Annotated in this window: 20 protein-coding genes; 6 read left to right on the top strand and 14 right to left on the bottom strand. The window is 35.1% G+C overall.

What is annotated here, in order from left to right:
* Positions 1–19 precede the first annotated feature (19 nt).
* From ACN6NE_RS29385 to ACN6NE_RS29375, 3 genes are read right to left on the bottom strand one after another with little or no spacing between them, the layout of a single operon-like run.
* On the bottom strand, positions 20–1,207 hold the full coding sequence (locus tag ACN6NE_RS29385; protein WP_474328960.1) for an iron-containing alcohol dehydrogenase: 1,188 nt from the start codon (positions 1,205–1,207) through the stop codon (positions 20–22).
* Positions 1,208–1,219: 12 nt separating this feature from the next.
* Positions 1,220–2,668 (bottom strand): aldehyde dehydrogenase family protein, encoded by a 1,449-nt coding sequence (locus ACN6NE_RS29380; protein ID WP_474328958.1) that lies wholly within the window; start codon positions 2,666–2,668, stop codon positions 1,220–1,222.
* A 33-nt stretch (positions 2,669–2,701) separates the two neighbouring features.
* Complete coding sequence (locus tag ACN6NE_RS29375; protein ID WP_474328956.1) at positions 2,702–3,430, bottom strand: aspartate/glutamate racemase family protein; 729 nt, start codon at positions 3,428–3,430, stop codon at positions 2,702–2,704.
* Between the two features lie 197 nt (positions 3,431–3,627).
* Between ACN6NE_RS29375 and ACN6NE_RS29370 the strand changes: the two genes are divergently transcribed.
* Both ACN6NE_RS29370 and ACN6NE_RS29365 read left to right on the top strand, forming a co-directional pair.
* Positions 3,628–4,503 carry a LysR family transcriptional regulator gene (locus tag ACN6NE_RS29370; RefSeq protein ID WP_474328954.1) on the top strand — a complete coding sequence of 292 codons (876 nt, stop codon included), beginning with the start codon at positions 3,628–3,630 and terminating at the stop codon, positions 4,501–4,503.
* Between the two features lie 340 nt (positions 4,504–4,843).
* Positions 4,844–5,923 (top strand): isocitrate/isopropylmalate dehydrogenase family protein, encoded by a 1,080-nt coding sequence (locus ACN6NE_RS29365; protein WP_474328952.1) that lies wholly within the window; start codon positions 4,844–4,846, stop codon positions 5,921–5,923.
* A 284-nt stretch (positions 5,924–6,207) separates the two neighbouring features.
* Here the strand turns inward: ACN6NE_RS29365 and ACN6NE_RS29360 are convergent, their stop codons facing one another.
* Both ACN6NE_RS29360 and ACN6NE_RS29355 read right to left on the bottom strand, forming a co-directional pair.
* Entirely contained in the window at positions 6,208–7,041 is an 834-nt protein-coding gene (locus tag ACN6NE_RS29360) for a DUF6282 family protein (RefSeq protein ID WP_474328950.1), read from the bottom strand.
* 77 nt (positions 7,042–7,118) lie between these two features.
* Positions 7,119–8,459, bottom strand: a complete 1,341-nt coding sequence (locus ACN6NE_RS29355; RefSeq protein WP_474328948.1) for a 2-hydroxycarboxylate transporter family protein — start codon at positions 8,457–8,459, stop codon at positions 7,119–7,121.
* Between the two features lie 645 nt (positions 8,460–9,104).
* Between ACN6NE_RS29355 and ACN6NE_RS29350 the strand changes: the two genes are divergently transcribed.
* The 3 genes from ACN6NE_RS29350 (at position 9,105) to ACN6NE_RS29340 (ending at position 13,291) form a co-directional block, all read left to right on the top strand.
* Entirely contained in the window at positions 9,105–10,124 is a 1,020-nt protein-coding gene (locus ACN6NE_RS29350) for a LacI family DNA-binding transcriptional regulator (protein WP_474328946.1), read from the top strand.
* Between the two features lie 1,002 nt (positions 10,125–11,126).
* The gene (locus ACN6NE_RS29345; protein ID WP_474328944.1) at positions 11,127–12,029 is read left to right on the top strand and encodes an AraC family transcriptional regulator; all 903 of its coding nucleotides are present in this window, start codon (positions 11,127–11,129) and stop codon (positions 12,027–12,029) included.
* Positions 12,030–12,349: 320 nt separating this feature from the next.
* Positions 12,350–13,291: a sugar phosphate isomerase/epimerase family protein gene (locus ACN6NE_RS29340; RefSeq protein WP_474328942.1), complete on the top strand. Its 942-nt coding sequence runs from the start codon at positions 12,350–12,352 to the stop codon at positions 13,289–13,291.
* 243 nt (positions 13,292–13,534) lie between these two features.
* Here ACN6NE_RS29340 and ACN6NE_RS29335 read toward each other — a convergent pair whose 3' ends face one another.
* The gene (locus tag ACN6NE_RS29335) at positions 13,535–13,732 is read right to left on the bottom strand and encodes an IDEAL domain-containing protein (protein WP_074683420.1); all 198 of its coding nucleotides are present in this window, start codon (positions 13,730–13,732) and stop codon (positions 13,535–13,537) included.
* Between the two features lie 729 nt (positions 13,733–14,461).
* Between ACN6NE_RS29335 and ACN6NE_RS29330 the strand changes: the two genes are divergently transcribed.
* Complete coding sequence (locus tag ACN6NE_RS29330; RefSeq protein WP_474328940.1) at positions 14,462–14,680, top strand: hypothetical protein; 219 nt, start codon at positions 14,462–14,464, stop codon at positions 14,678–14,680.
* Between the two features lie 465 nt (positions 14,681–15,145).
* On the opposite strand, the gene ACN6NE_RS29325 is transcribed toward ACN6NE_RS29330, so the two are convergent.
* The 8 genes from ACN6NE_RS29325 to ACN6NE_RS29290 form a co-directional block, all read right to left on the bottom strand.
* Positions 15,146–15,796 (bottom strand): YczE/YyaS/YitT family protein, encoded by a 651-nt coding sequence (locus ACN6NE_RS29325; RefSeq protein ID WP_474328938.1) that lies wholly within the window; start codon positions 15,794–15,796, stop codon positions 15,146–15,148.
* Between the two features lie 150 nt (positions 15,797–15,946).
* Positions 15,947–18,622, bottom strand: coding sequence for a pyruvate, phosphate dikinase (ppdK, locus tag ACN6NE_RS29320; protein ID WP_474328936.1), 2,676 nt, complete (start codon positions 18,620–18,622; stop codon positions 15,947–15,949).
* The gene (locus tag ACN6NE_RS29315) at positions 18,619–19,440 is read right to left on the bottom strand and encodes a pyruvate, water dikinase regulatory protein (RefSeq protein ID WP_474328935.1); all 822 of its coding nucleotides are present in this window, start codon (positions 19,438–19,440) and stop codon (positions 18,619–18,621) included. Before ACN6NE_RS29315 ends, ppdK begins: the two co-directional genes overlap by 4 nt.
* Before the next feature lie 407 nt (positions 19,441–19,847).
* A complete protein-coding gene (gene ald / locus ACN6NE_RS29310) occupies positions 19,848–20,981 on the bottom strand; it encodes an alanine dehydrogenase (protein ID WP_474328933.1) in 1,134 nt (377 codons plus the stop codon).
* A gap of 309 nt (positions 20,982–21,290) precedes the next feature.
* Positions 21,291–21,824 carry an NAD(P)H-dependent oxidoreductase gene (locus ACN6NE_RS29305; RefSeq protein ID WP_474328931.1) on the bottom strand — a complete coding sequence of 178 codons (534 nt, stop codon included), beginning with the start codon at positions 21,822–21,824 and terminating at the stop codon, positions 21,291–21,293.
* 193 nt (positions 21,825–22,017) lie between these two features.
* Positions 22,018–23,229, bottom strand: a complete 1,212-nt coding sequence (locus ACN6NE_RS29300) for an NAD(P)/FAD-dependent oxidoreductase (RefSeq protein ID WP_474328929.1) — start codon at positions 23,227–23,229, stop codon at positions 22,018–22,020.
* Positions 23,226–23,561: a (2Fe-2S)-binding protein gene (locus ACN6NE_RS29295; protein ID WP_474328927.1), complete on the bottom strand. Its 336-nt coding sequence runs from the start codon at positions 23,559–23,561 to the stop codon at positions 23,226–23,228. The genes ACN6NE_RS29300 and ACN6NE_RS29295 overlap by 4 nt, the downstream gene beginning before the upstream one ends.
* Positions 23,558–23,830 (bottom strand): (2Fe-2S)-binding protein, encoded by a 273-nt coding sequence (locus ACN6NE_RS29290; RefSeq protein ID WP_074683159.1) that lies wholly within the window; start codon positions 23,828–23,830, stop codon positions 23,558–23,560. The genes ACN6NE_RS29295 and ACN6NE_RS29290 overlap by 4 nt, the downstream gene beginning before the upstream one ends.
* Between the last annotated feature and the right edge of the window lie 27 nt (positions 23,831–23,857).

Here is a 23,857-nt window from a genome sequence, read left to right as displayed (position 1 = left end):
TTTTATCTATACTTTTCAATTATGTTGTGGCTAAGGTTGGAACTTCTACTGAACCATATGCTTCTTCATACATCTTCTTAATCTCTTTTACTGTTAACCATCGCGGATTATTATTAAGTAGACGATCAATTTTACTTGCCTCTTCTGCAAGATCTGAAATATCTGATGCTGTGACTCCCACCTCCTTAAGGCTTGATGGAATACCTACATCTTTAGATAACTGTGCCAATGCTTGAACGGCACGATCTGCAGCCCCACGTAATGAAAGTCCCTCTACATTCTCTCCCATTGCTTTAGCTACTTCAGCGAATTTTTCTAAATCTGCAACGGCATTATATTTCATTACAAATGGAAGTAAAAGAGAGTTTGCTACACCATGAGGGACCTTAAACTTCCCGCCAAGTGGATAGGCAAGAGCATGTACCGCACCTACCCCAGCATTACCAAGAGAAATACCAGCCAGTAGGCTTCCCATTGCCATATCCTCGCGTGCTTTCAGATCTTTACCATTGTATACAGCCTTACGTAACGAACGAGAAATCAACTTAATAGCTTGTAAAGCAATTCCATCTGTTAGTTCGCCAGCGCGGATAGCTGTGTAAGATTCAACCGCGTGAACAAGAGCATCCATTCCAGTTGCTGCCGTAACCGATGGGGGAACGGTTAACGTCAATTCTGGATCTACAATCGCTACTTTAGGAAGTAAATATGGACTTACAATTCCCTTTTTAACCTTGTCACGAATATCAGTGAAAATAGCATTGTAGGTAACCTCGGAACCTGTTCCAGAGGTAGTAGGCACTAAGATAGTAGGCACTCCTGGATTTTTCACTTTCTCGATTCCCACTAAATCTCTTACATCTTCATTGTTTGTTAACATGATAGAGAGGACCTTAGCGATATCAAGTGCACTTCCTCCCCCTACACCAACTAGGAGATCATAGTCTTTACCTTCAATTTGCGTAATCATTTGTTCTAAGTTCTCAAAAGGAGGCTCAGGTATTACATCATCAATAATGTCTGTTGCTAAACCGGCTTCTTCTAGAGGATTTATTACTTTCGATAACAGTCCCGTCTGACGAATGACTTTATCTGTAATAATAATTACTTTTGTTGCATTTAGCTTTTTAGCCTCTTCCCCTATTTTAGAAATAGACCCAGATCCAGTAACTAATGTTTCAGCTGTACGAAAATAAGAAATTGTCATGTTCCTTCCTCCTTAAGTTAATTTAATTCCAACAAACTTAATTTCAGTCATATCTTCAATTGCATACTTCACGCCTTCTTTTCCCACTCCACTTAATTTCACGCCACCATAAGGGTAATTATCTTGACGGTACGTAGAGGTCTCATTAATCCAAACTCCTCCTGTTTCTAGACTGTCAGCTACACGCATGGCACGATTAATATCAGAAGTAAATACACCTGCTTGTAATCCAAAATCAGAATCATTAGCAAAAGCAACAACTTCTTCTTCTGTATCAAAAGGAATAACTGAAACAATTGGAGCAAATGTTTCCTGACACACTACCTTCATTTCAGGGGTTACATCTACAAGAATTGTAGGCTCTAGTAAAGTTCCCTCACGATTTCCCCCAGTGACTACCTTTGCACCAGCTTTTTCTGCTTCCCGTATCCATTCTTCTGCTCGAATTGCTTCCTTTTCGCTTATCATTGGCCCAATATCCGTTCTTTCTTCGACTGGATTTCCAATAATTAAGTCTTGTACTAAAGATACGTATTGGTCTAAGAATTGTTGATACACATCACGCTGAACATAAATTCGTTGAGCCGAAATACAAACTTGTCCTGAGAATGCGAAGGCTCCACGAACCAACCCTTTAGCAGCCTCGTTTACATCACCATCATTAAAGATAATATTTGGAGAGTTTGATCCCAGCTCCAATGTAACTTTTTTCAATCCGGCTTTTTGACGAAGGTTAATCCCTACGGATGGACTTCCTGTAAAAGTGACCTTACTGATACGAGGATCTGTTACTAAAACGTCTCCTATTTCTGACCCGTTTCCAATTACTAAGTTTAAAGCTCCTTTAGGTAACCCAGCCTCCTCAAATAATTTAACAAGCATGTAAGAAGAGAGTGGTGTTTTACCTGCAGGTTTTAATACGACTGTATTGCCTGCTGCAAAGGCTGGAGCTAACTTATGTAAAGCTAGGTTTAATGGGAAGTTAAAAGGTGTGATAGCTGAAACAACCCCAATAGGATTACGACGAACCATACCAATCCGATTTTCCCCACCAATAGCAGCATCCATTGGAACAACTTCACCTTCGATTTTCTTAGCCTCATCAGCTGCGAAAAGCAATACTTGTACAGCTCTTCCAACTTCCCCTCGACCGTCACGAATGGGCTTTCCAGCCTCTAGTGCTAAAACTTGAGCAAATTCTTCTGTTCTTTCTTCTAATAACTTTCCTACTTTACGTAGAATATCAGAACGTCGATAGGATGGTAGGGCTTTCATTGTTTCGTGAAATACTCGATATGCCGTTTCAATAGCTCTTTCTGCATCTTCACGAGTAGCTAAGCTAACTGTCCCTACTACTTTTCCGTCAAAAGGACTAGTAACATCCATTGTTTTCATACCTGAACGAACGATTTCTTCCCCATTAATTAAGGAACTTATATGTTTTAACTTGGTACTGATCATTTTAAAGTCCTCCTTTTGTTGAAACATACGCTTTTAAAAATGATGATAGTAACTGTTATTTATTGAAAATGAATTTGTTTTACCTACTTTGCCAATTCTACTTGATACTCTATCAACGATCGCTTTAACACTGATTTCTGGACTAGTCAATACAGGTTTTGAGGCCGTTCCTAAAGTCTCTAACGCTCGAGCCATAGAGAATTGAGCTAGGATAATTACATCACTATCATCAGACAACCTAAGTATTTCTTCGTGAATAAGTTCATCATGTTTATGACGATCTCCATTTTGGAGGGCTTGAAAAGCTTCAATGATGACCTTCGTTTCGATTCTAATGTTCTTGCCTCTTTCCTTAGCGACTCCTTCTAGCAATCTAGTGGTAGTTGGACCTGCAGCCTCTACTGTAGCAATTACACCAATCTGACTGCCCATATCAACTGCTTTTTCTAACATACTTAAATCTGCACTTAAGATAGGTACATCGAATAAGTGGCTGATTTCCGCCACAACAGGGGTAAAAGATGAGCAGGTTAGTAATACTCCATCTACCTCACTTTTTACGGCTTTTTCTACTAGATTTAATAACCGTCTTTTCATGTCTTTCGTAACAATTCCTGTCTCGTTCAACTCAAAAATAAGACTCTCATCCATAAAGTTCACCAATGTAACTTCAGGTGCATGAACTTGAAAAGCATTTAAGATAGGTTGAACCGAGTTCATTGTTGCATGGATAAGCCCAATTCTATACTCCTTACTTGACAATTTATTACCTCCTCATCGATTATAAATTTGTTTTCATTTTTAAAAGATATTGAAGTCTATAAGCTTTTTTAAAACATCTAAAGATAAAAGTTATAGTCGTTATAAATTAAATGTATTACAATTATATAAATTAATAAAATATTGAATTTCTATAAAACCTGATAGAAAAATTCAATTTTTAAGAAAGGATATCTCCTATGAATCAAAAAGATTGGCAAATTTTAAAGGTAGTTTATGCAGAAAAAAACATTACAAAAGCAGCTGAGCTCCTATACATTTCTCAACCGACTTTAACATACCGTTTACAACAAATTGAAAAAGAATTGGATATTAAAATCTTTCATAGAGGAAGGAGAGGCGTTGTATTCACAGAACAAGGGGAACTATTAGTCAAATATGCGCTAGATATGCTTCGAGAAAGACAAAAAATGGAGGAAATGTTATGGAATTCAGGTAATGAAGTACGTGGGACTTTACGGTTAAGCGTCTCGAGAACGTTTGCTTTTTATCAGCTGCCACAAATACTAAAATCTTTTAATGAGAAATTTCCTAAGGTTGAATTTAATGTTAATACCGGTGTAAATATAGATGTTCTTCACTCTATTTACAAACAAGAAGCACACCTTGGTATTGTAAGGGGAGAACACACTTGGCCAGGTGAGGCTATAACCCTAACACAAGAAAACATCGCTATTTTGTCGTCAGAAAAAATTAATTTAAAAGATCTTCCCTCTATGCGAAGAATCAGTTATCAGACTGATCCTACTTTAGAAATGGTTATAGACAACTGGTGGAAAGACAATTTTTCTACTCCACCCATTAGTAATATGAATGTGGATAATGTAGAAATAGCTAAGAGAATGGTTTTTAATGGTTTAGGCTACTGTATTGCTCCCAGCATTGTCTTAGAGGAAAATGATAAGTTGCACAAAATATTTCTTAACGACACAACTGGTTCCCCAATTATATGGAATACACGCATTCTTTATCAAGAAGAGCTTTTAGAATTAGATATGGTAAACGAGTTCGTTACTTTTATTCAGGAGTACCATCAAAATTATCCCATGAATTAGGATTCTTATTAAACTTAGAAAAAAATTATTCAACTAGGGTTACGTTGCTGAAATGTAGTGGAAAGCTACATATATTTGGGACTATAGTTAACTTTTTGACAAACAGTAGTTTATTTCAAAACTTACTTTTATTATGGAATAAATTCAGGAACAATCAAAACAAAAAGTTTGCGTTCTCGTATAAAAATATAAGAAATAGAAAAATTCAATCCATAATCATAAAAAAAACATATTTCATTAATTTCTATATTTATATTACATTAATAGTATCAAGTTCAAGCTACTCTATGAACTGTTAGATAATTATCATACTATAATAGAGTGAAGGGATTGTTTAGAAATGACTGTTTATCGTCTTGGAGTATTAGCTGGGGATGGAATTGGCCCTGAAATTGTAAGCGCTACAGTTGAGGTATTTAAAGCTGCTGTACATAAAGTAGGAGTAGATATTCAATGGATAGATCTACCGATGGGATGGGAAGGAATTAAACAACATAACGATCCCCTTCCAGAATTCACTACTAATGCTTTAAAAGATACTCATGGATGGATACTAGGGCCACATGATTCTGCTGCTTATCCTCCTGAACATAAAGTAAAACTCAATCCAAGTGGCGCACTTCGTCATAATCTTGATTTATTTGCAAATATTCGTCCTGCTAAAACTATGCCAGGGATTAAAAGTGTAGTGGGAGAAGCAGATTTGATTATCTTCCGAGAAAACACAGAGGGATTTTATGCAGATCGAAACATGTACGCCGGACATGGAGAGTGGCAAATTACAGAAGATGTTGTTGTAACCTCAGGTGTATTCACAAGAAAAGCTGCAGAACGAATTGCTCATGCCGCTTTTAAAATGGCCATGAAGCGTCGTAAAAAAGTAACAATTGTCCATAAAGCAAATGTTCTACGATTAAGTACAGGGTTGTTTTTAAAGGTATGCCGCGAAGTAGCCCATCAATACCCTGAAGTCACAGTGGATGATTACCATATTGACGCAATGGCTGCTCACTTAGTGCGTCGAGCAAAAGACTTTGATATCATCGTAACAGAAAATATGTATGGGGACATTCTTTCAGATCTAGCAGGTGAGCTTGTAGGAAGTCTAGGATTAGCACCTTCAATTAACTCAAATGAAAATTTAGCTATGGCTCAGGCAGCTCATGGTTCAGCACCAGATATTGCAGGTTTAAATATTGGAAACCCAACAGGTATTATGCTTTCTACTGTCATGTTAATGGAATGGCTTGCTGAAAGACATAATGATAGTAAACTTGAGGAAATTGGTAAATTAGTAGAGCAAGGTCTTTATCAATCTCTTAAAGAGGGTGTAAAAACGAAAGACCTAGGAGGAAATGCATCTACTTCTGAATTTGCAGAAGCTATTTCAGAAAGAATCAATGAAACGGTTGTAAAATAATATATTTAGTTAAATCCCGGCATTTACAAAAGTTATACTTTTGTAAATGCCGGGATTTTTGTAATATATTTTTCCCTAAGTTTAACAGGTAAACTATTAGCTTCTTCTAAAAGAGAGAGGAAATAAATAAGTAGTTCTATACTAGTTTTTCTGTGTATAAAACATGTGAAATAACAATAGATAAGAACCCTTATTTGGGCTAAGGGTTCTTATTTACGTGGTTGATATTTGCAATTATTGTAAAAGTGATTCACCTTATCTAAAATTAAGTGACTCTATATAATTTATTCTAGATCTAGCATTTTAGCAGGAGTCTTTTTAGTCATCGTCTCTATTGCATAATCGGATACTCCATGATCAGTTAAATACTGAATATACTGAGTTAGAGCTTGACTCCAAATAGGGTTTTCTACTTGTCCACCATCAGTTGAGACAATTGTTGATTCATATCCTACCTCTTCAATAGCACGTAAATTATCTGGAAGGTTTGACTTATACTTTCCACCGCCGATTGGTTGAGCGTAACACCGTTCCAAGTATACTCCATACTCTTTCACAATTCTTTTTTGATCTTCAATAGACATATTTACAACATGAAATTCAGGATGTGTAACGACAATTTTATTAACGCCTTGTTTTCTAGCCTCATCCACAACAACAAAAATTTCCTCAGCTGATAAGTGCCCTGTAGCAAGTACAGCATTTTTTTCAGCAATTAGTTTTAGTACATCTCTAAGAGAAGGAACAACCTTTCCCCCCACAACGGTCTCTACTCCCCCACTCTTTCCTGCTAACTCGCGATGTTTGGTAGACCAAACAGTAGGCATCCAAACAATTTTAGCTCCCAAATTAAGAGCCGTCTCCACAGCGTGAGGATTAATTCCTCCTACAGGGGCATTTAGAGTAATGCTCCCAAACATTTTTACTCCTGGATTTATCTGATTGACTAACCAAGCTCGATCCATTGTAGGAACTAAATGAGATTTAATAACAATAGCCCGTGCTCCTACTCTCTCAGCTTCTTTTGATAGTTGAATATCATTTAGAGACCTTTCACGAATATCTGGCGCAGAATGCACATGCATATCAATAACTCCGTTTAAGTTTATTTTACTCATTAGACTTTACCTCACATTTTATTAAGATTTCAATTCTAAGATATTGATAATATGTATACTTAAAATTGGTTTAAAGTTTAATTTAGCCATCGAAAAAGGATAGTTGCAACAATAACTGTAAGTGCTCCTCCAATTCGTGTAGAAATTTGAGCAAATGGCATTAAAACCATGCGATTTGCAGCTGTTAGGATAGCTAAATCACCGGCGCCACCCATGCCACTGTGACAAGCAGTTACGACTGCACTTTCAATAGGATGCATGTTCATCCATTTGCCAACGTAAAATCCCGTGCCAACTATAGATAAAACTGTTAAGAAAACGGTTACTAAGTAAGGGATACTTAATACGGAAATTAAACTTTCCCATTTTAATATAGAAACTCCTACGCCAAAGAGTATAGGTAAAGCTAAAAGCGTAATAAAAAAATGAGAAATCATAGCAGCACTGTCTTCTACCTCACTTGGCAGAATTCCTGATACCTTGGCTAATATGGCTAAAACAATCATAATAATCGGTCCAGGGATACCAATGTATTCGCTTATATACATACCAAGTAAATATAAACCAATTGCAATCATTGCCCCTGATGCCAATAGTTCATAGTTCATCGTTTTCCCTGTTTTAGAGGTGTGTAAAAATAGTTTATTATCGCCCGATTTAATCAATACACCGTTTCCCGTAAGTTCAGGCTTCTTCTCTCCTAGGCTTTTCAACGCTCCAGCTAATATTATTGCTGATAAGCTTCCTATCATCACCGCCGGTAAGATTTCACTTAAAATATCCGTACTAGAATTCCCGAGTATATGAGCATAGGCAAAAGATAAAGGAATAGCTCCTTCTCCCATCCCTCCTGCCATAATAGGAATTACAATATAGAAGAATGATCTATAAGCACCTATACCTAATAAGCTTCCAACCCCAACTCCTACAACCATACCTGCTAGTGTACATGCAAATAAGGGAACAAACATACTTATAAAGCCTTTAATTAAGACACTCCGTTTCATTGCAAGGATGCTACCTACTGTTAAGACAGCAATATTTACATATAAAAGATTTGAAGATTTCATAAATGTTGTAAGCGACTCTACTATAGGCGATGGAACCCAATTCATATAGATCAAAAAGGGAGGAAGGAAAGTAACCATAACCGAGGCTCCGCCAATAAGTTTAAGGACAGGTGTTCTTTTTCCGATTTCCCCTAGTGTATACCCTGCAAGTGTCATTAGAGGTATTATACCTAACAGATCCGTCGGGTATTTCCCTTCAATAATCAAAATTAAAACCAATATCAACATAGGAATATAAACATATAGTGGGATAAGTGTTACCTTAAAGCGTAATATTTTCACCCATAATGGTGTCTGTGAAGAATGTTCGTATGAGTTATCCTGTATAGTTTTTAATTTATTTTCCACTTACTTATCACCTCTTAATTAGTAACATTTAGTCCATAAACTTTTAGCTCTTCCAAGATAACGCTTACAAAAATAACCTTAATCTTGGCTAAAGTTGTAATATGACTAGCTTTAATCTTTCACATCCTTTAAATAAATTTTAGATATAAATAAAAGCTGTTTAAGGCTATAAAAATAATGTATGACACTTTATAACATTAATAAAATATTGTTTTTTTATTAGTATAGATAGAATATTTCAATAATTTTCATTCTTAATTATTCTACAAGTAAATTTAAAGCTTATGAAAAGCCGAAAACACAGTATTTTACCCTAGGACACTACTTAGATTTAAAGTTGTTACAGGATTAAAAAATTCTATGGGATTAGATTTAAAATTGGTATTTTAGTTATTAAAATATATGTACTAAAGTTAGGGTAAGGAGAAAGGCAAGTTGAAACAAAGTGAAGAATGGAATAAAAATAACTAACGAAAAAACCCGTAATTAAATCTATAGGTTCTTTTAGATATGCTTTTTATTATAATCGAATTAAATTTGTTAATGTCTTACTAATATATTCATTTGTCCCATGTTTTCGTTCATATCGATGCCTTTTGGGATAAATAATTATATGAGATTGCTCTGAAACTAGGAGGTGGATTTTTGAGTGCAAATCAAGTTAATTCTATGGAAGTGGCTAAATTAGCTGGGGTTTCACAATCAACTGTATCTCGAGTTTTTGCCCCTAATGATAAAGGAAAAGTGGCTACTAAAACACGCAAAAAAATATTAGAGGCAGCTAACGCATTGGGGTATTATCCGAATGCACTAGCAAAAGGTTTAGTTACGAAGAAGACGAACTTAATTGGCCTTTTAATAGGTGGGGATAATCTACATTTTTATTCACAAATTCAGATTGATTTAATAAAAAGGTTACAAGAAAAAGGATATCAAATTATCTCGGGGTTCACGGAAAGTAATGAGGTTAAACCAGAAAATATTTTTAAATTCATTCAATATGACGTGGATGGTTTAATTGTGGCTGGTGTCACCTTATCTCCAAACATTTTATCTATTCTTTCTAAATATAACGTACCGTTTGTTTTGTATAACCAATACACCGAGAATCTCCCCTCCCATTTTGTTTGTTGTGACAACTATTTTGCTGGCAAAGAAATCGGCAAGTATTTATTAGACCAAGGTCATCAATATTTTGCTTATATCTCAGGTAATAACAATACACAAAATAACATTGATTACCAAAGAGGATTTCATAATGCTCTTTACTCAAAAAACATAAAACCTATTTTTAAAAAAGGCGATTATACATTTGAAAGTGGCTATATAGCAGCCCTAGAATTATTAACGGCCAGCTCCCCAATTGATGCTATCGTTTGTGTAAATAGCTTGATGGCTTTAGGGGTTATTGAGGCAATAAAGTCTTTAGGATTATCCGTCTTAGATGATGTATCTGTGATTGGTATAGATGATAGTCCCATAGTATCATGGTCCCCTTATTTATTAACAGTATGGAGGCAGCCAATAGAACAAATGAATGAGATAACGATTGATACACTACTCAATGAGGTGAATGGCAAAAATGATGTTTCCCAAGGTGTATGGCTACGTGGAACTATAATTGAAAAAGATTCTTTCAGAAATGCAAATAAAAACTGTATCTAAAAAGATATTTTTCGGCTATCTTTTCCACTAAATTTAGTGCTTGGATTTTATTTATATTATTAGTAAGAGGTGAGGTCTTGGTTATAGGAAAAACATTAAAATATGTAGGTGCCTTAATAGCCTTGGGTACAATACTTATTAACATATTTATTGATAACTTTACAATTACTTCTGTTATCATTGTTATATGTGAAATTCTAATTGTTTTAGGATATTTACTAAATAAAAAGCATATTTAGGCTTTTTATAATAAAATAAACTACTTAACCTTTACTTGTACTTTGCATCATAAAAAATTTATTAATTATATAACACTTGTAAATAAAGCAATATAGGAGGTCTTTGAGCATATGTATAAAAAGTTGCATACTCCGTAAATATGGAACCCAACAACCCCCTTACACCTCATGGGGGTTCCTTTTAGTATGTCTATCAGAAAGAGACCTTATGTAAACTAGCTCTGTATATGATATTCATGTTATCAAATAAGTTAATATGGTGTAATGGTGTAATATTATAAATAAATCAAAACGTGGAGAAAAGAAGGAGAAAAACATTAGCAAAAATATTAGAGTTTTGATTGGTTTAATCAATAATATTACCCTGTTTGTTTTTATAATTAGAGGTTTATTAATAAATGAACCTCTACCATTTGCTTCTTACCTCTTTACGATAGGTGGATTGATTGGGATTATTCCTCTTCTTCTGGAATTAAAGAAGAAAAATGCTACCGAATATAGGAATTCTGAACAAATATAGATTTCTACGCTTAGAGTTAATATTTACTTTTAGTGACGACAAGTATGCTTTTTTCCATAATATAGGTAAAAACTAAACTACTTTTTAATGAAGATATATATTTACTCTCAGTTAAATTACTGTTAATTAGTTATTGATTATATGATCTGTTGTCTATATAGACAATTTTTTTATTTAACTTATAGTTTTATTAATTGTGACTTAAATCAGATTTTTAAATTTTTAGGATAGGGAGGAAGTTTTTTGTTAAATGAATTTGTAGCAGCAAAAATCTCTCTGAATGAACTTATCCATCATATAGTGCAGAATGATGCATCTTTTTGTGTTCATTACTGGGGAGTTATGCCAGAACATCATGATAATTTGCCTCATAAACATTCTTTTTTTGAGGTGTGTTATATACTTGAGGGGCAAGGAATTTATATAGACGATGGCTGTACATATCCAATCCAAAAGAATACAATGTTTCTTTCAAGACCAGATGTTTTACACCACATAGAGAGTGAGAATGGACTTTTTATTATATATGTGGGGTTTGAATTAATAGAGTCGGAGTCAAATGAAGAGTGGATAAGCATAATGAAAGAAGCCAAGAACTGTTCTAAAGTAGTCAAGGACATAAAAGAGGATACAATCGCTCCGTTAATTTGGAAATCTCTCCTTCTTCAAGCTTCCAACAATAAATATACTTTGTCCCAGGAGCTATTAACATGCTTGGCGTATTCTCTTATTCATTCGTTATTGCAAACCTTTGTCCCTTATTTAAATCACAATAACGATAATCATGTTCATAAAAAATCTTCTGGAATCCTTGCTCAAGCCAAATTATATATTAAAGATAATTTATCGAGCCCTTTAAAAATTACGGATATCGCTAGCCATCTCCATATATCGAGTCGTCATCTCTCTCGATTATTTGGAACAGAACTAGGTGTAAGTTACTCAGAATATGTGCAAAATGAGAGGGTACAGAGGGCTGCTATATTGCTCAAAAAAACAGATTTATCTATTAAGGATATTGCTGAAGAAACAGGCTTCTCAAACGTGCACTATTTTACTCGAGTTTTCACTTCTACAATGCGTAGTTCACCTGGGCGCTTTCGCTCACTTTATACGAAATTAAAAACAACTAAATATATAGAGTAATAAAAGTCCTCTACTTAATGTTATACATTGAAAGTAGAGGCTTTTTTGTTTTATTTACCTGAATATGTCCTTAAAAGATAAAAATAGGTCCTTATAATGTAAAGACGGTTATTATATATTGTTCTATACTTGCAGGTATAAGTAATTAAATATTAATTCAACTCCAAAAATAATAGCGTTTGCAATCATGATATATCCCTAAAAAGATGTCTTCATAAGACACTCATCATTAAAGTTTTTTCTTGTAATTGCAATTGTAACTGATTAATTTTTGGATAGATTTCTACCTACATCATTTGAATTTTGAGGAGGACAAAATAATGAAATTATCCTATGTAACAGATAGCTTAGGTCACTTACCTTTTGAGGAAATGTTGGACGTTATTACAGAGATGGGAATTAGTATGGTTGAAATGACAACTGGAGGATGGTCTCCAGCTCCTCATTTGAAATTAGATGAACTATTAGAAAGTGATTATAAAAGAAGTGAATTTTTAAACGCGTTAGAAAAACGTAATATTAAACTATGTGCTTTAAATTGTTCTGGGAATCCTTTAGATCCAGGAGAAATTGGAAAAGAACATCGAGAAGTTACAGATAAAACATTCGAATTAGCAAAGCTGTTAGGAGTAAAGAAAGTAATTATGATGAGTGGACTACCAGCAGGAAGTCCAGAAGATAAAATTCCTAACTGGATTACATATACAGTAAGTTGGCCACCAGTCTTAAAAGATATTTTAGATTACCAATGGAACGAAGTAGCAATTCCATATTGGAAAGAACTAGTCAAAAAAGCTGAAGCATGCGGTGTTGAAAAAATTGCCCTTGAGAATTTTAGCTCGCAATTAGTATATAATCCTGCTACTCTATTTAAATTACGTAATGCAGTTGGACCTATCGTGGGGTTAAATTTAGATCCTAGTCATCTAATATGGATGGGAGCAGATCCAGTTTTGGCTGCTAGAGAATTAGGAGCAGCTATTCATCACGTGCATGGAAAAGATGTAAGACTTGAAAGACACTTATCAGGTATTAACGGTGTATTAGAAACAAAAGAAATTACTGATGTAGCTAATAGAGCGTGGAATTATGTAGCTGTAGGTTGTGGACAAGACTTACAGTGGTGGAAAGAATTTTTCTCAGTGGTCAAGATGATGGGCTATGATGAAGAAGTTTCTTTAGAAATGGAAGATCTAACTATGTCTCCTGAAGCAGGTGTTAGAACCTCTATCGATGCATTGAAACAAACGCTAAGCTTCTAATAATTCCCCGGTTGGAGTTTTGGCTAAAAGGCATATCATCGATATTAATATAAATAGAACAAGACTGCAAAGTAATTCTCAAAGGAATCTTTGCAGTTTTTTGATATTTCTCTTCTTTGTATTATGACAAGTAATAAGAATCTATCTTAGATTGCATTAATGAGAAAATTAAAGAAGAAGAACTATGATTAAATATCTAAATAAGATAATTTGACGAGTTTCTTCTATTATATAGTACTTTTACTAAGATACAGATTTAAGTTCCTCTGTTAAACGAAAAAAAGCTTCTTTATCTTTCTTTTTTAAGGACTGATCAATTTCCTCAAGGATCTTACTTTTATTGAATTTATTCATCATTTGATCTAGAAACAATTCAGCCAACATTTCATCACGTAAATTTTGATCAACTCGATTCATTCCGTTAAGTGTATTATTATCCATAAAACGCCAACTCCTTTATCTTTTCTCTTTTGCAAACAGTATTCCCTTTTGCACCCTTTTTATGCAAGGTTGATAGATGAATTGAGATATAGAATAATATTTAATATACACGACTACGATCCTATTTCCTTTAAATATTCTTCATTTGCCTTCAATTAGAGATTCCCACTCCACTTCTATACCAATACATATTATATTCCTCTTCTAAATATTTTTTTATTCACTTTATTCCAATATAAAAATTTATAATTATTTAGTATCAATATACTTTTAATAAGGTGAATTAAATTTGAAGTAAAAATAAAATTTATTTTATTTAAAACAGTAAATATATAAACTATGTTATATAAATTAAAGTTTTACTATTTACACTTAGTGACGACAAATACGCAGTTTTTCTACAAGGTATGTAATAGATAATATTATTTTTAATTAAATACGTTAACTATTACTTTTATATATAAAATAAAAGTAAGTATTATTTAAAATTTAAAATTACTTCTATAATATCTTTTTATAAGTAAATATTTATTATTTACTTATCATTTAATGTCTTTGTTTCAACGTTTGTTTGTATAAAAAGGTTTCCCTTAAGATATACGAATGAAAATTTATCTTTTACTTTTTAACTTTGGATTGAAATATTTTTCTGAACTTTATATTAAATTAGTTTAAAAAGGTAAAATTATCCGACAACCTCTTATATACTAGATATAGAAGAATGATTCAATGTCATGTGTAAAAGCAGCTGTATATATTCATTGTGGAACGAAAATCGGTGTTTTTAAACCTGAAGAAATCACAACATTCGGCTACATGCATTCCAGAGGCTTTCTTGCTTGCCCAGAGTGTGGTGTAAAGGTCTTTCATAAACCTCAGAATGGACAGCCAACATTTATCGTCGCATCTACTAATAATCATGCATATAACTGTCTTTATAAAGAATGACATATTCTATAGAGGAAACTCGTCAAAAAGGTAGCCTTTGCTAAACAGGAGCAAAGGCTTGTTAAAATTCAGGAAATTGGGGAATACTTTGTTAGTTTGAGTTAAATAAAATTCATATACATGTTTTTTTATATTATATAGGTGTGTATTTTGCAATGAATAACTGATTATCCAGCTTAAATGGACTTCATTTCGCCACAGAGCAAATCTCAGTATAAATATCCTTCTAAAACTCTTTTACCTTTAAGTAATCTTTCCACAAATTCTTAAAAATTGCTTGCTGCTATGTATGAAAGATATTAGGAATGTATATAAGAGAATAAAATCTTAGTTCGAATGTTAGACCAACAAAAAGAATAGGTGCCAAAAGAATACCTGTCCTTTTTGCTGGTCGTTAATAACAATTTGTATAACTGTTACACATATACAGAGCATATAACAAACCTGTAAATGAGATTTCAAATTTTACGCTGAGTGCATATTTTGTTGTGGAGCTTTATTAATCACAATCCAACGATTATAATAATCAATTAAAAATCCACTCCCTAATACAAATAAAATAGTGCTTATACCCAGACCAATTATGTGCTGTTGAAAGAGAATAATAAGAATACTAATAGATAACGGTATAGACATACATATAATTGTGCCAACTGTATAGTTTTTCATTCGCTTTCCAAATGCTTTTATTAAATAGTCCGAAGGTAAATATACGGAGCTTGATTGAAAATAAATAGATATAGCGACTGCGATAAGGTTGAGCCCTATTAATGAATATAAACAACGAACCCATAAAGTCTCCGGAATATATATAATGTGATGTAAGTACACACACAAATCAATAAACATTCCAAACACACAGGCAAGAGCTATACTTTTGATAATCATCCCTAACGTAAATTTGGTTTTCATTAAATAGCTAAGGATAAATGAGCAGAAATTTAAAATAATAATGCACGTACCAATAGAAAATGGTACTATGGATGCAAGATTCTGCCCTGCAGCCGTCCAAGGAGAACTTCCTAAGTTTGCAATTATCATAAAGCTATTTCCCAAAGCATTCAATGTAATTGAACAAACAAACCATAATAAGTTTACAGGTATATTTTTCATCATGGCCTCCATTTTAAGATACTTTGTATCTATTATAGAAATTGAAAACTACGAAAAGAAATAATCGAGACTATAAATTAACTCCTTCGCCTTTTAATCGATGAATTATTTAATTAAAGAAGCCTTTGCTTAATTAAAGCAAAGGCTTCAGCATTATATTTGAACTTGAAGCATATTGACGAATTTTTTATGTTCATTTTTAATATTTGCTTGGGCTGCTGCAAGGCGTGCTAGAGGTACACGGTATGGCGAGCAGCTTACGTAATCAAGTCCAACATTATGACAAAATTGTATTGAGCTTTTTTCTCCACCGTGTTCTCCGCAAATTCCTGTTTTTAACCCTGGCTTTGTTTCTCTACCTAGTTTTACGCCCATTTTTACAAGTTTCCCTACACCTTCTTGATCAAGAGAAGCAAATGGGTTTTCTGGAAGGACTTTATTTTCAATGTAAGCTTGTAGGAACTTACCCTCTGCATCATCACGGCTATATCCAAAAGTGGTTTGAGTCAAGTCATTTGTTCCAAAAGAGAAAAAATCTGCTTCCTCGGCAATTTGATCAGCTGTTAAGGCTGCTCTTGGGACTTCAATCATTGTTCCAATTGGGTAATCATAATTCTGTCCTGTTTCTTCTTGAACTTGCAGTCCGGCATTCATAACTAATTGCCGCATTTCTTTCAATTCATTTACGTGACCAACTAAAGGAATCATAATTTCCGGTTTTACGTCTATTCCTTTTTGTCTCACTTTTGTGATTGCATAAAAGATTGCTTTAGCCTGCATGATATAAATCTCAGGGTGAATCATTCCCAATCGACATCCACGGTGCCCTAACATTGGATTAAATTCATGTAGCTGATGCACTTTTCTTAAAAGATGTTCCTTGTCAATTAATTCTTTAGAATTTCCATTTGTTAGTTGAAGCTTTGTAACCTCAACTAGCAGTTCTTCCTTATCAGGCAAGAACTCATGAAGAGGAGGATCTAGTAAGCGAATAGTCACGGGGGAACCCTGTATTGCTTCAAAGATCCCTTCAAAATCTTCTTGTTGCATAATTAACAGTTTACTAAGAGCTTGTTCACGCTCTTCATATGTTTCAGCAAGTATCATATCTTGAACGATTGGAATTCGATTTGTATCCATAAACATATGTTCCGTACGGCACAATCCAATTCCCTCAGCCCCAAACTCAAGCGCCTTCTTGGCATCTTCTGGATTGTCAGCATTTGCCCTTACGTCCAGCTTTCTTTCCTCATCCGCCCATGCAAGTAATAGTTGAAACTCATCAGATAGTTGGGGTTCAATCATTGGAATCTCCCCCACCATAATCTCACCGGCTGAACCGTCAATCGTAATAACATCACCTTGATTTATAGTGGTGTTTCCGACTTTAAAGTGCCGTGATTTTAAATCAATTTTTAATGCTTCACAGCCACAAATACAAGCTTTCCCCATCCCCCTTGCTACAACGGCTGCATGGCTTGTCATTCCACCACGACTTGTGACAGTGGCTTGAGCAGCCACAATTCCATGAATATCGTCAGGCGTAGTTTCCGGTCGGACAAGAATTACCTTTTTTCCGTCTTTTGCTAATCTCTCAGCTTCGTCTGCATTAAATACCACTTGTCCTGTTGCTGCTCCTGGAGAAGCAGGAAGTCCTTTAGCTAGTTGCTTTCGTTCATATGAATCGTCAATTCGACGATGAAGCAGCTGATTAAGCTGGTCAGGATCTATACGTAGGAGGGCTTCATTCTTATTAATAACTCCTTCTTGTACTAGCTCAACAGCTATTCGGATTGCTGCTTCAGCTGTTCTTTTACCCATACGTGTTTGAAGAATAAAGAGTTGACCGCGCTCTACCGTAAACTCAATATCTTGCATGTCTTGATAGTGCTTTTCTAGAAGGTTACACGTATCAACAAACTGTTGGTATACTGCTGGCATCTCATTCTCTAGAGTGGCAATTGGTTGGGGAGTACGAATCCCAGCCACCACATCTTCTCCCTGAGCATTGATTAAATATTCCCCATACAGTTTTGCTTCTCCTGTAGATGGATTACGCGTAAAGGCCACTCCCGTACCCGAATCATTCCCCATATTTCCAAAAACCATGCTTTGAATATTCACTGCTGTTCCAAGGTGACCAGGAATTTTCTGGAGACGACGGTATACAATGGCACGCTGATTATTCCAAGAATCAAAAACTGCACTGATGGAAAGGAATAATTGTTCTTTTGGATCCTCTGGAAAAGTTCTTTTAGCATGCTTTTTGACAATGTTTTTATACTCTTTTATGACCTCTTGCCAATCCTCTGCATTCATTTCAGGGTCAGAATCATAGCCCTTTGCTTCCCTAGTTTCCTCTAAAAGTTGCTCAAAGTAAAAGCTATCCACATGTAGAACCACATCACTGAACATTTGGATAAATCTACGGTATGAGTCATAAGCAAAACGGGGATTTCCTGTAAGCTCTGCCATTCCTTTGACCGTTTCATCATTCATTCCTAGATTTAAAACTGTATCCATCATCCCTGGCATAGAATGTACAGCCCCGGAACGGACAGATACCAGAAGTGGATTTGCTGGATCACCAAGCTTTTTATTTGTTTTTTCTTCAAGTTTTTTCAGAGATTCTACTATCTCAAATTTAATTTCTGAAGAAATAGTCTTTCCATCATTATAGTAGGCATTACATGCCTCTGTTGAAATGGTAAATCCGTAGGGAACAGGTAAACCAATCCGAGTCATCTCTGCTAAATTAGCTCCCTTCCCCCCTAAAAGTTCCTTTTTTTCACTGTTTCCTTCATTAAACATATATACAAACTTATTCATCCTATCCAACTCCTCTCTTTTTTTAGCATAGTTAAGATTAAATCAGCAGTCTCTTCTACAGCTTTATTTGAGACGTTTATTACAGGACAGCCAAGGCGCTTCATAATTTCCTCCGCATAGTCCAATTCTTCAAGAATTCGATTTAAATCTGCATAGTTAGCTTGAGATGTTAGGCCTAAATTCTTTAATCGCTCCTTTCGAATTTCATTTAATTTATTTGGTGTGATGATTAAGCCAACACATTTATTTTTAGGAATAGTAAACAGTTCATCAGGAGGTGCGATTTCCGGCACCAAAGGTATATTTGCAACTTTAAACCTTTTGTGAGCCAAGTACATAGAGAGAGGAGTCTTGGATGTTCTTGAAACGCCAATGAGTACAATATCAGCCTGTTTAATGCCAGCTATATCTTGTCCATCATCATATTTTACTGCGAATTCAACAGCTGCAACTCTTCGGAAATAGTTATCATCTAACTTTCTCATTAACCTCGGTTGAAAATTAGGCTCTTTATTAAATATTCTACTAAAGGCATTCATAAGGGGATTCATTAAGTCAATTGCTACAATTCCTTCTTCTCTTGCCTTTTGATCGAGATACTGTTTTAAGGGTGAAATAACGATTGTATAAGCAATAATAGAATGGTTATACCTTGCCACAGCGATAATGTTGTTAATATCTTTGAGATCCTCTACATAGGAGATAGTTTGGATTTCAATATCTTCTTCATTAAATTGAGTTAAAACTGCTTTTACCATTAACTCAGCTGTTTCTCCTACAGAGTCAGAAACTATGTAAACAATTTTCCTCCTACTCATGTTGGTTCTCCTTGCCTATTAATTTAATTTTTAACAATTCCGTCAGTCTATTGATTTACTATTTAACCCAATAGTTAAATTAAAAGCATTAACACTTTAATGCTTTATTTAAACAAAAATAGTTACATACTAATTTAATTAAAATAGTTTAATTGTGACATACTAATATTTTTAAGTGTTATCTTAACATTGAAGATAATTAAATACAATAGATTTGACCACATATATTTATACGTGTAGCCTAGCGTTTTGAGTAAAAGAAATAGCCAAGGCTTTTAAAGAAGCACTAGGCTATTTTTTATCTTTTCAATTCAATGAGATGAACATTATTTTGTTAATTTATAAAACGCTATATTTATCGCGTTTTTATCAATAGTATTCAAATGAATTTTACTTGATTTATCTTTTTAAACAGTTGTTAGTTCCTTCTCAAAAACCTTTTCCGGGGAGACGAAGTTATAGGCAAGATCTTTGGCAACTGCTTCATAAGTGATTTCGCCATTGGCCACGTTTAACCCAAGTTTTAATGATTCATTTTCAAAAATCGCTTTGAATACACCTTTGTTTGCAATCTGTAATGCGTAAGGAACCGTAACATTTGTTAAAGCAATTGTAGATGTTCTAGGAACGGCGCCAGGCATATTCGCTACTGCATAATGAACTACACCATATTTTGTGTAAGTTGGATCATCATGCGTAGTAATATGATCAACTGTTTCTACAATACCACCTTGGTCAATAGCTACATCTACGATAACTGATCCAGGCTTCATTGCTTTTACCATATCTTCCTTTACCAGTTTAGGGGCTCTTGCGCCAGGAATTAATACAGCACCGATTAAAAGATCAGCTTCTGCGACAGCCTCAGCAATATTGAAAGGATTAGACATTAACGTTTTAATCTGGTTACCAAAAATATCATCTAATTGACGTAAGCGATCAGCACTTAAATCGATAATTGTTACATCAGCGCCTAGGCCAATAGCTACTTTCGCAGCGTTTGTACCTACAACACCACCCCCAATAATTGTAACTTTCCCGCGACTAACCCCTGGAACTCCTGCGAGTAGGATACCTTTACCGCCATTTGATTTTTGTAAGAATTGAGAACCAATTTGCGCTGCCATGCGGCCTGCTACCTCACTCATTGGCGTAAGGAGAGGGAGAGTTTTATTTGCTACAACCGTTTCATAAGCAATGGCAATAACTCCTTTGTCCTTAAGAGCTTGAGCCAATTCTGGCTCAGCAGCTAAGTGCAAGTACGTGAATAAAATTAATCCTTCACGGAAGTAAACATATTCACTTGGAAGAGGTTCTTTTACCTTCATAATCATTTCAGCTTGGGCCCATACATCTTCAGCACTCTCGATTATTTCTGCCCCAGCATTGATATAAGCTTCATTTGTAAAGCTACTTCCAACTCCAGCATCTCTCTCAACTAACACTCTATGACCCGCATTTATAAAAGATACAATTCCAGCTGGGGTAAGAGCTACACGATTTTCATTATTTTTGACTTCTTTTGGAACGCCTATAATCATTTTAAATTTCCTCCTAAATTGAGTATTTGATGGCATTAATGGTGTTTATCAACCTAACTGAATTAAACTTACTTTTGATTACGGTTAGACTTATATTTCAAGTATAAGCATTGGCTTTTCGCACCACATTAGACACACTGTAAAAAACGAGCTAGATATGATAAGACATTACGGACGTTCATTTTACAATAGTTGAAGACCTTCTTTATTTTCTCTAGAAATAAAAAAACGGATATCCCTTTAAAATTAGGAAATATCCGTTTTTTATTTCTTATTTTGATAAATGTTACACTATAAACTCTTAATAGTTCATTCAAAAATATCTCTGGAAAGAATATAATTTACGTACGTTCTTGCACTTTCTTGTATCTCTTCATCTGTTGAAGAATAGGTTCCATTGAAAACAAAAGACGGTAAAAACTTAGTGCCTATTAAATTACTAGTTGCTTGAAATGGCTTTAAAAGCTCACTCATCGAATAATTATTACGGCCGCCAGCTTGGTACCTTTCTCTTGCACTTCCAGTCGATACTGCTAAAATAAGTTCTTTATTATGCAATTTATTTCCCTCTGAACCATAAGCCCAGCCATGAGTGAGTACTTCATCTTGCCATTTTTTTAGAAGTGGCGGTGAGCTATACCAATAAAATGGGAACTGCCAAACAATTCGATCATGTTCTTCACAGAGCTTCTGATCTCTTTCAATATCTATTTTTTCATCCGGATATTGTTTATACAGTTCATGAATCGTTATATTAGAATGTTTTTTCAATTCTTCTACCCATGTTCTGTTCACAATTGACTTTTCAATATTAGGATGAGCTAAAATGACTAAAACCTTCATTATAATATATCCTCCTTTTATAATTTTTGAATAATTCCTATTTTAGCTAAATAAAAACAGGATTAATTTTCCGAGTAAATCAAAAATAACCGTATTAGACTTTCTTCTAATACGGAAGATAGATTTTTACGTAGAGCAGAAATAACTATCTCAAGTCAAAGATTAATAATAAATTAAAAAATAATATCTGTAATTAAATAGAAATTCTTTTTTCAGCAAATTCATAAAACTTGTAATGAAGTTCCGTACGAGCCTCTTCAATACCGGGTTGAAATTGAATTAGAGCATTACGTCGTGTTTCTATGATTTGGGCAATAGCCTCACTAACTTTTTCATCAGCATGATCCTTTAGAGCGTTAAGTTCACGTGCAATTGAAAGCCCTGCCACTTTTCCCTGGGCCCTGGCCACTTTAGCACTTTCAACTCCTGTAATATTACCAGCTACATATAGACCTCCCAGGTTCGTCTGCATATATTCGTTGTGTAAAGGAACATGTCCCCCCAATTCAGGAACATAGGAGAACGAGCAGCCAGCAACTGCAGCAAGTTCAGACATCGGTGTAAGTCCTCCCGCAATACAAACGAAGTCAGCATCTATCACTTTCTCAGTTCCAGGTACAATTTCTCCAGTTGCGGAAATATCGGCAATACGTACTCCCTCTACCTGCTTTTCTCCAACTATTTCAAGAGCTGTTTTGCGCAGTTGAATAGGAATACCCCACATTTTAAATCCATTTTTCGGAAACAGGCGTGCTCCGAGTTTTGGACTCACCCACTTGCCTCCAAATCTTATCAAAGGTGAAGGAGCTAAGTGGGTAAGTCGTAAAAGTGATTCCATCATTTTCTCTGGATTGGCTGAATCACCAGATGTAATACCTGGTTTTGGAAGTAAAATGTTCTCAATATGAACTCCACATAATTGTAGTTCCCGGGCAATAGCTACTGAAAGCACATTGACACCGATAATAATCCCTTTCTCTCCAGGCTTTACACGATGAACATTTCCCATCACTTGGGCGGCTCCAATTGACATTACACCCGGAAGGGTCCATCCTGAAATAGGAAGAGGCGTCTCTGAAGCTCCGGTGGCAAGTAAAAGGCACTTAGACTCAATGGCTTTATCTGTAGTATATACACACCATCCAGTTGGCAATTTTATTAAATCATATACCGAAACTCCACATAAGATATTTACGCCAAGTTCAATAGCACGACTATGGAGTTTTTGGGCTTCTTCAATGCCATTTACCCATTTTCCATCAGGTTCTTCGTGTAGCTGTCCTAATAAACGCCCTCCAGGCTTTACAAATTCATCAAGTACACATACTTTTAGTCCATTTTCAGCTGCCGTGATAGCTGCCCCTAAGCCAGCTGGTCCTGCGCCTACAACTACAAGATCCATCATAATGTACCTCCTTTTAGGGAAGTCGGGGAAAGAGATATGTTTGACTCAATTTTCATATTGTTTTCTACTGGAGTTAAACAAGCCCTAACTGTGTTTTTCCCGTTTAATTGTACCCGACATTCAAAGCAATGGCCGATATTACAGTATATTCCACGTGGAGTATTTTTGTCCTCATGTTTTCGCAGGGTCCGGACCCGAGATGCAAGCAAAGCTGATGCAATGGTATCTCCTTCATAAGCCACGTATGGTTGTCCATCAAAGTAAATATTAATTTTCTTTTGTTTCTCAAGGCTACCTAGAACTGGATGATCATTAACCCTCATAGATTTCATTTTGTTTCTCCTCCTAATACACCAAATGAAACCGGTCGAACAGGAGGACGATAGCTAAGTGACACCTCATTAGAAACTGCCGGACCACCCAATTGTTCAACTAGCCGATCAATCATGCCGCGACATGTGCGTCCTCCACAAGGTCCCATACCAGCTCGAGTTCGCAGCTTTACCTCACGTGAGGAACATTGAAAACGCTCAACCGTTTCTTTAATCTCTCCCAATGTAATTTCTTCACATCTACATATTACGGTTCGATTTTCGCTCATGGAATTTCTCCTCCAATACTATAAGTT

The organism is Priestia sp. 53B2 (genome assembly GCF_056099005.1).
The sequence above is the reverse complement of the archived record's forward strand: the minus strand, read 5'-3'. Positions and strand labels throughout refer to the sequence as shown.

What these genes read in the sequence shown, in the direction of transcription:
- ACN6NE_RS29380 (WP_474328958.1), bottom strand. Translation starts at nt 2,668, where the DNA reads ATGATCAGTACCAAGTTAAAACATATAAGTTCCTTAATTAATGGGGAA.
- ald (WP_474328933.1), bottom strand. Translation starts at nt 20,981, where the DNA reads ATGATTATAGGCGTTCCAAAAGAAGTCAAAAATAATGAAAATCGTGTA.
- ACN6NE_RS29290 (WP_074683159.1), bottom strand. Translation starts at nt 23,830, where the DNA reads ATGAGCGAAAATCGAACCGTAATATGTAGATGTGAAGAAATTACATTG.
- ACN6NE_RS29330 (WP_474328940.1), top strand. Translation starts at nt 14,462, where the DNA reads ATGTCATGTGTAAAAGCAGCTGTATATATTCATTGTGGAACGAAAATC.
- ACN6NE_RS29340 (WP_474328942.1), top strand. Translation starts at nt 12,350, where the DNA reads ATGAAATTATCCTATGTAACAGATAGCTTAGGTCACTTACCTTTTGAG.
- ACN6NE_RS29370 (WP_474328954.1), top strand. Translation starts at nt 3,628, where the DNA reads ATGAATCAAAAAGATTGGCAAATTTTAAAGGTAGTTTATGCAGAAAAA.
- ACN6NE_RS29325 (WP_474328938.1), bottom strand. Translation starts at nt 15,796, where the DNA reads ATGATGAAAAATATACCTGTAAACTTATTATGGTTTGTTTGTTCAATT.
- ppdK (WP_474328936.1), bottom strand. Translation starts at nt 18,622, where the DNA reads ATGAATAAGTTTGTATATATGTTTAATGAAGGAAACAGTGAAAAAAAG.
- ACN6NE_RS29295 (WP_474328927.1), bottom strand. Translation starts at nt 23,561, where the DNA reads ATGAAATCTATGAGGGTTAATGATCATCCAGTTCTAGGTAGCCTTGAG.
- ACN6NE_RS29305 (WP_474328931.1), bottom strand. Translation starts at nt 21,824, where the DNA reads ATGAAGGTTTTAGTCATTTTAGCTCATCCTAATATTGAAAAGTCAATT.
- ACN6NE_RS29300 (WP_474328929.1), bottom strand. Translation starts at nt 23,229, where the DNA reads ATGATGGATCTTGTAGTTGTAGGCGCAGGACCAGCTGGCTTAGGGGCA.
- ACN6NE_RS29315 (WP_474328935.1), bottom strand. Translation starts at nt 19,440, where the DNA reads ATGAGTAGGAGGAAAATTGTTTACATAGTTTCTGACTCTGTAGGAGAA.
- ACN6NE_RS29365 (WP_474328952.1), top strand. Translation starts at nt 4,844, where the DNA reads ATGACTGTTTATCGTCTTGGAGTATTAGCTGGGGATGGAATTGGCCCT.
- ACN6NE_RS29335 (WP_074683420.1), bottom strand. Translation starts at nt 13,732, where the DNA reads ATGGATAATAATACACTTAACGGAATGAATCGAGTTGATCAAAATTTA.
- ACN6NE_RS29360 (WP_474328950.1), bottom strand. Translation starts at nt 7,041, where the DNA reads ATGAGTAAAATAAACTTAAACGGAGTTATTGATATGCATGTGCATTCT.
- ACN6NE_RS29385 (WP_474328960.1), bottom strand. Translation starts at nt 1,207, where the DNA reads ATGACAATTTCTTATTTTCGTACAGCTGAAACATTAGTTACTGGATCT.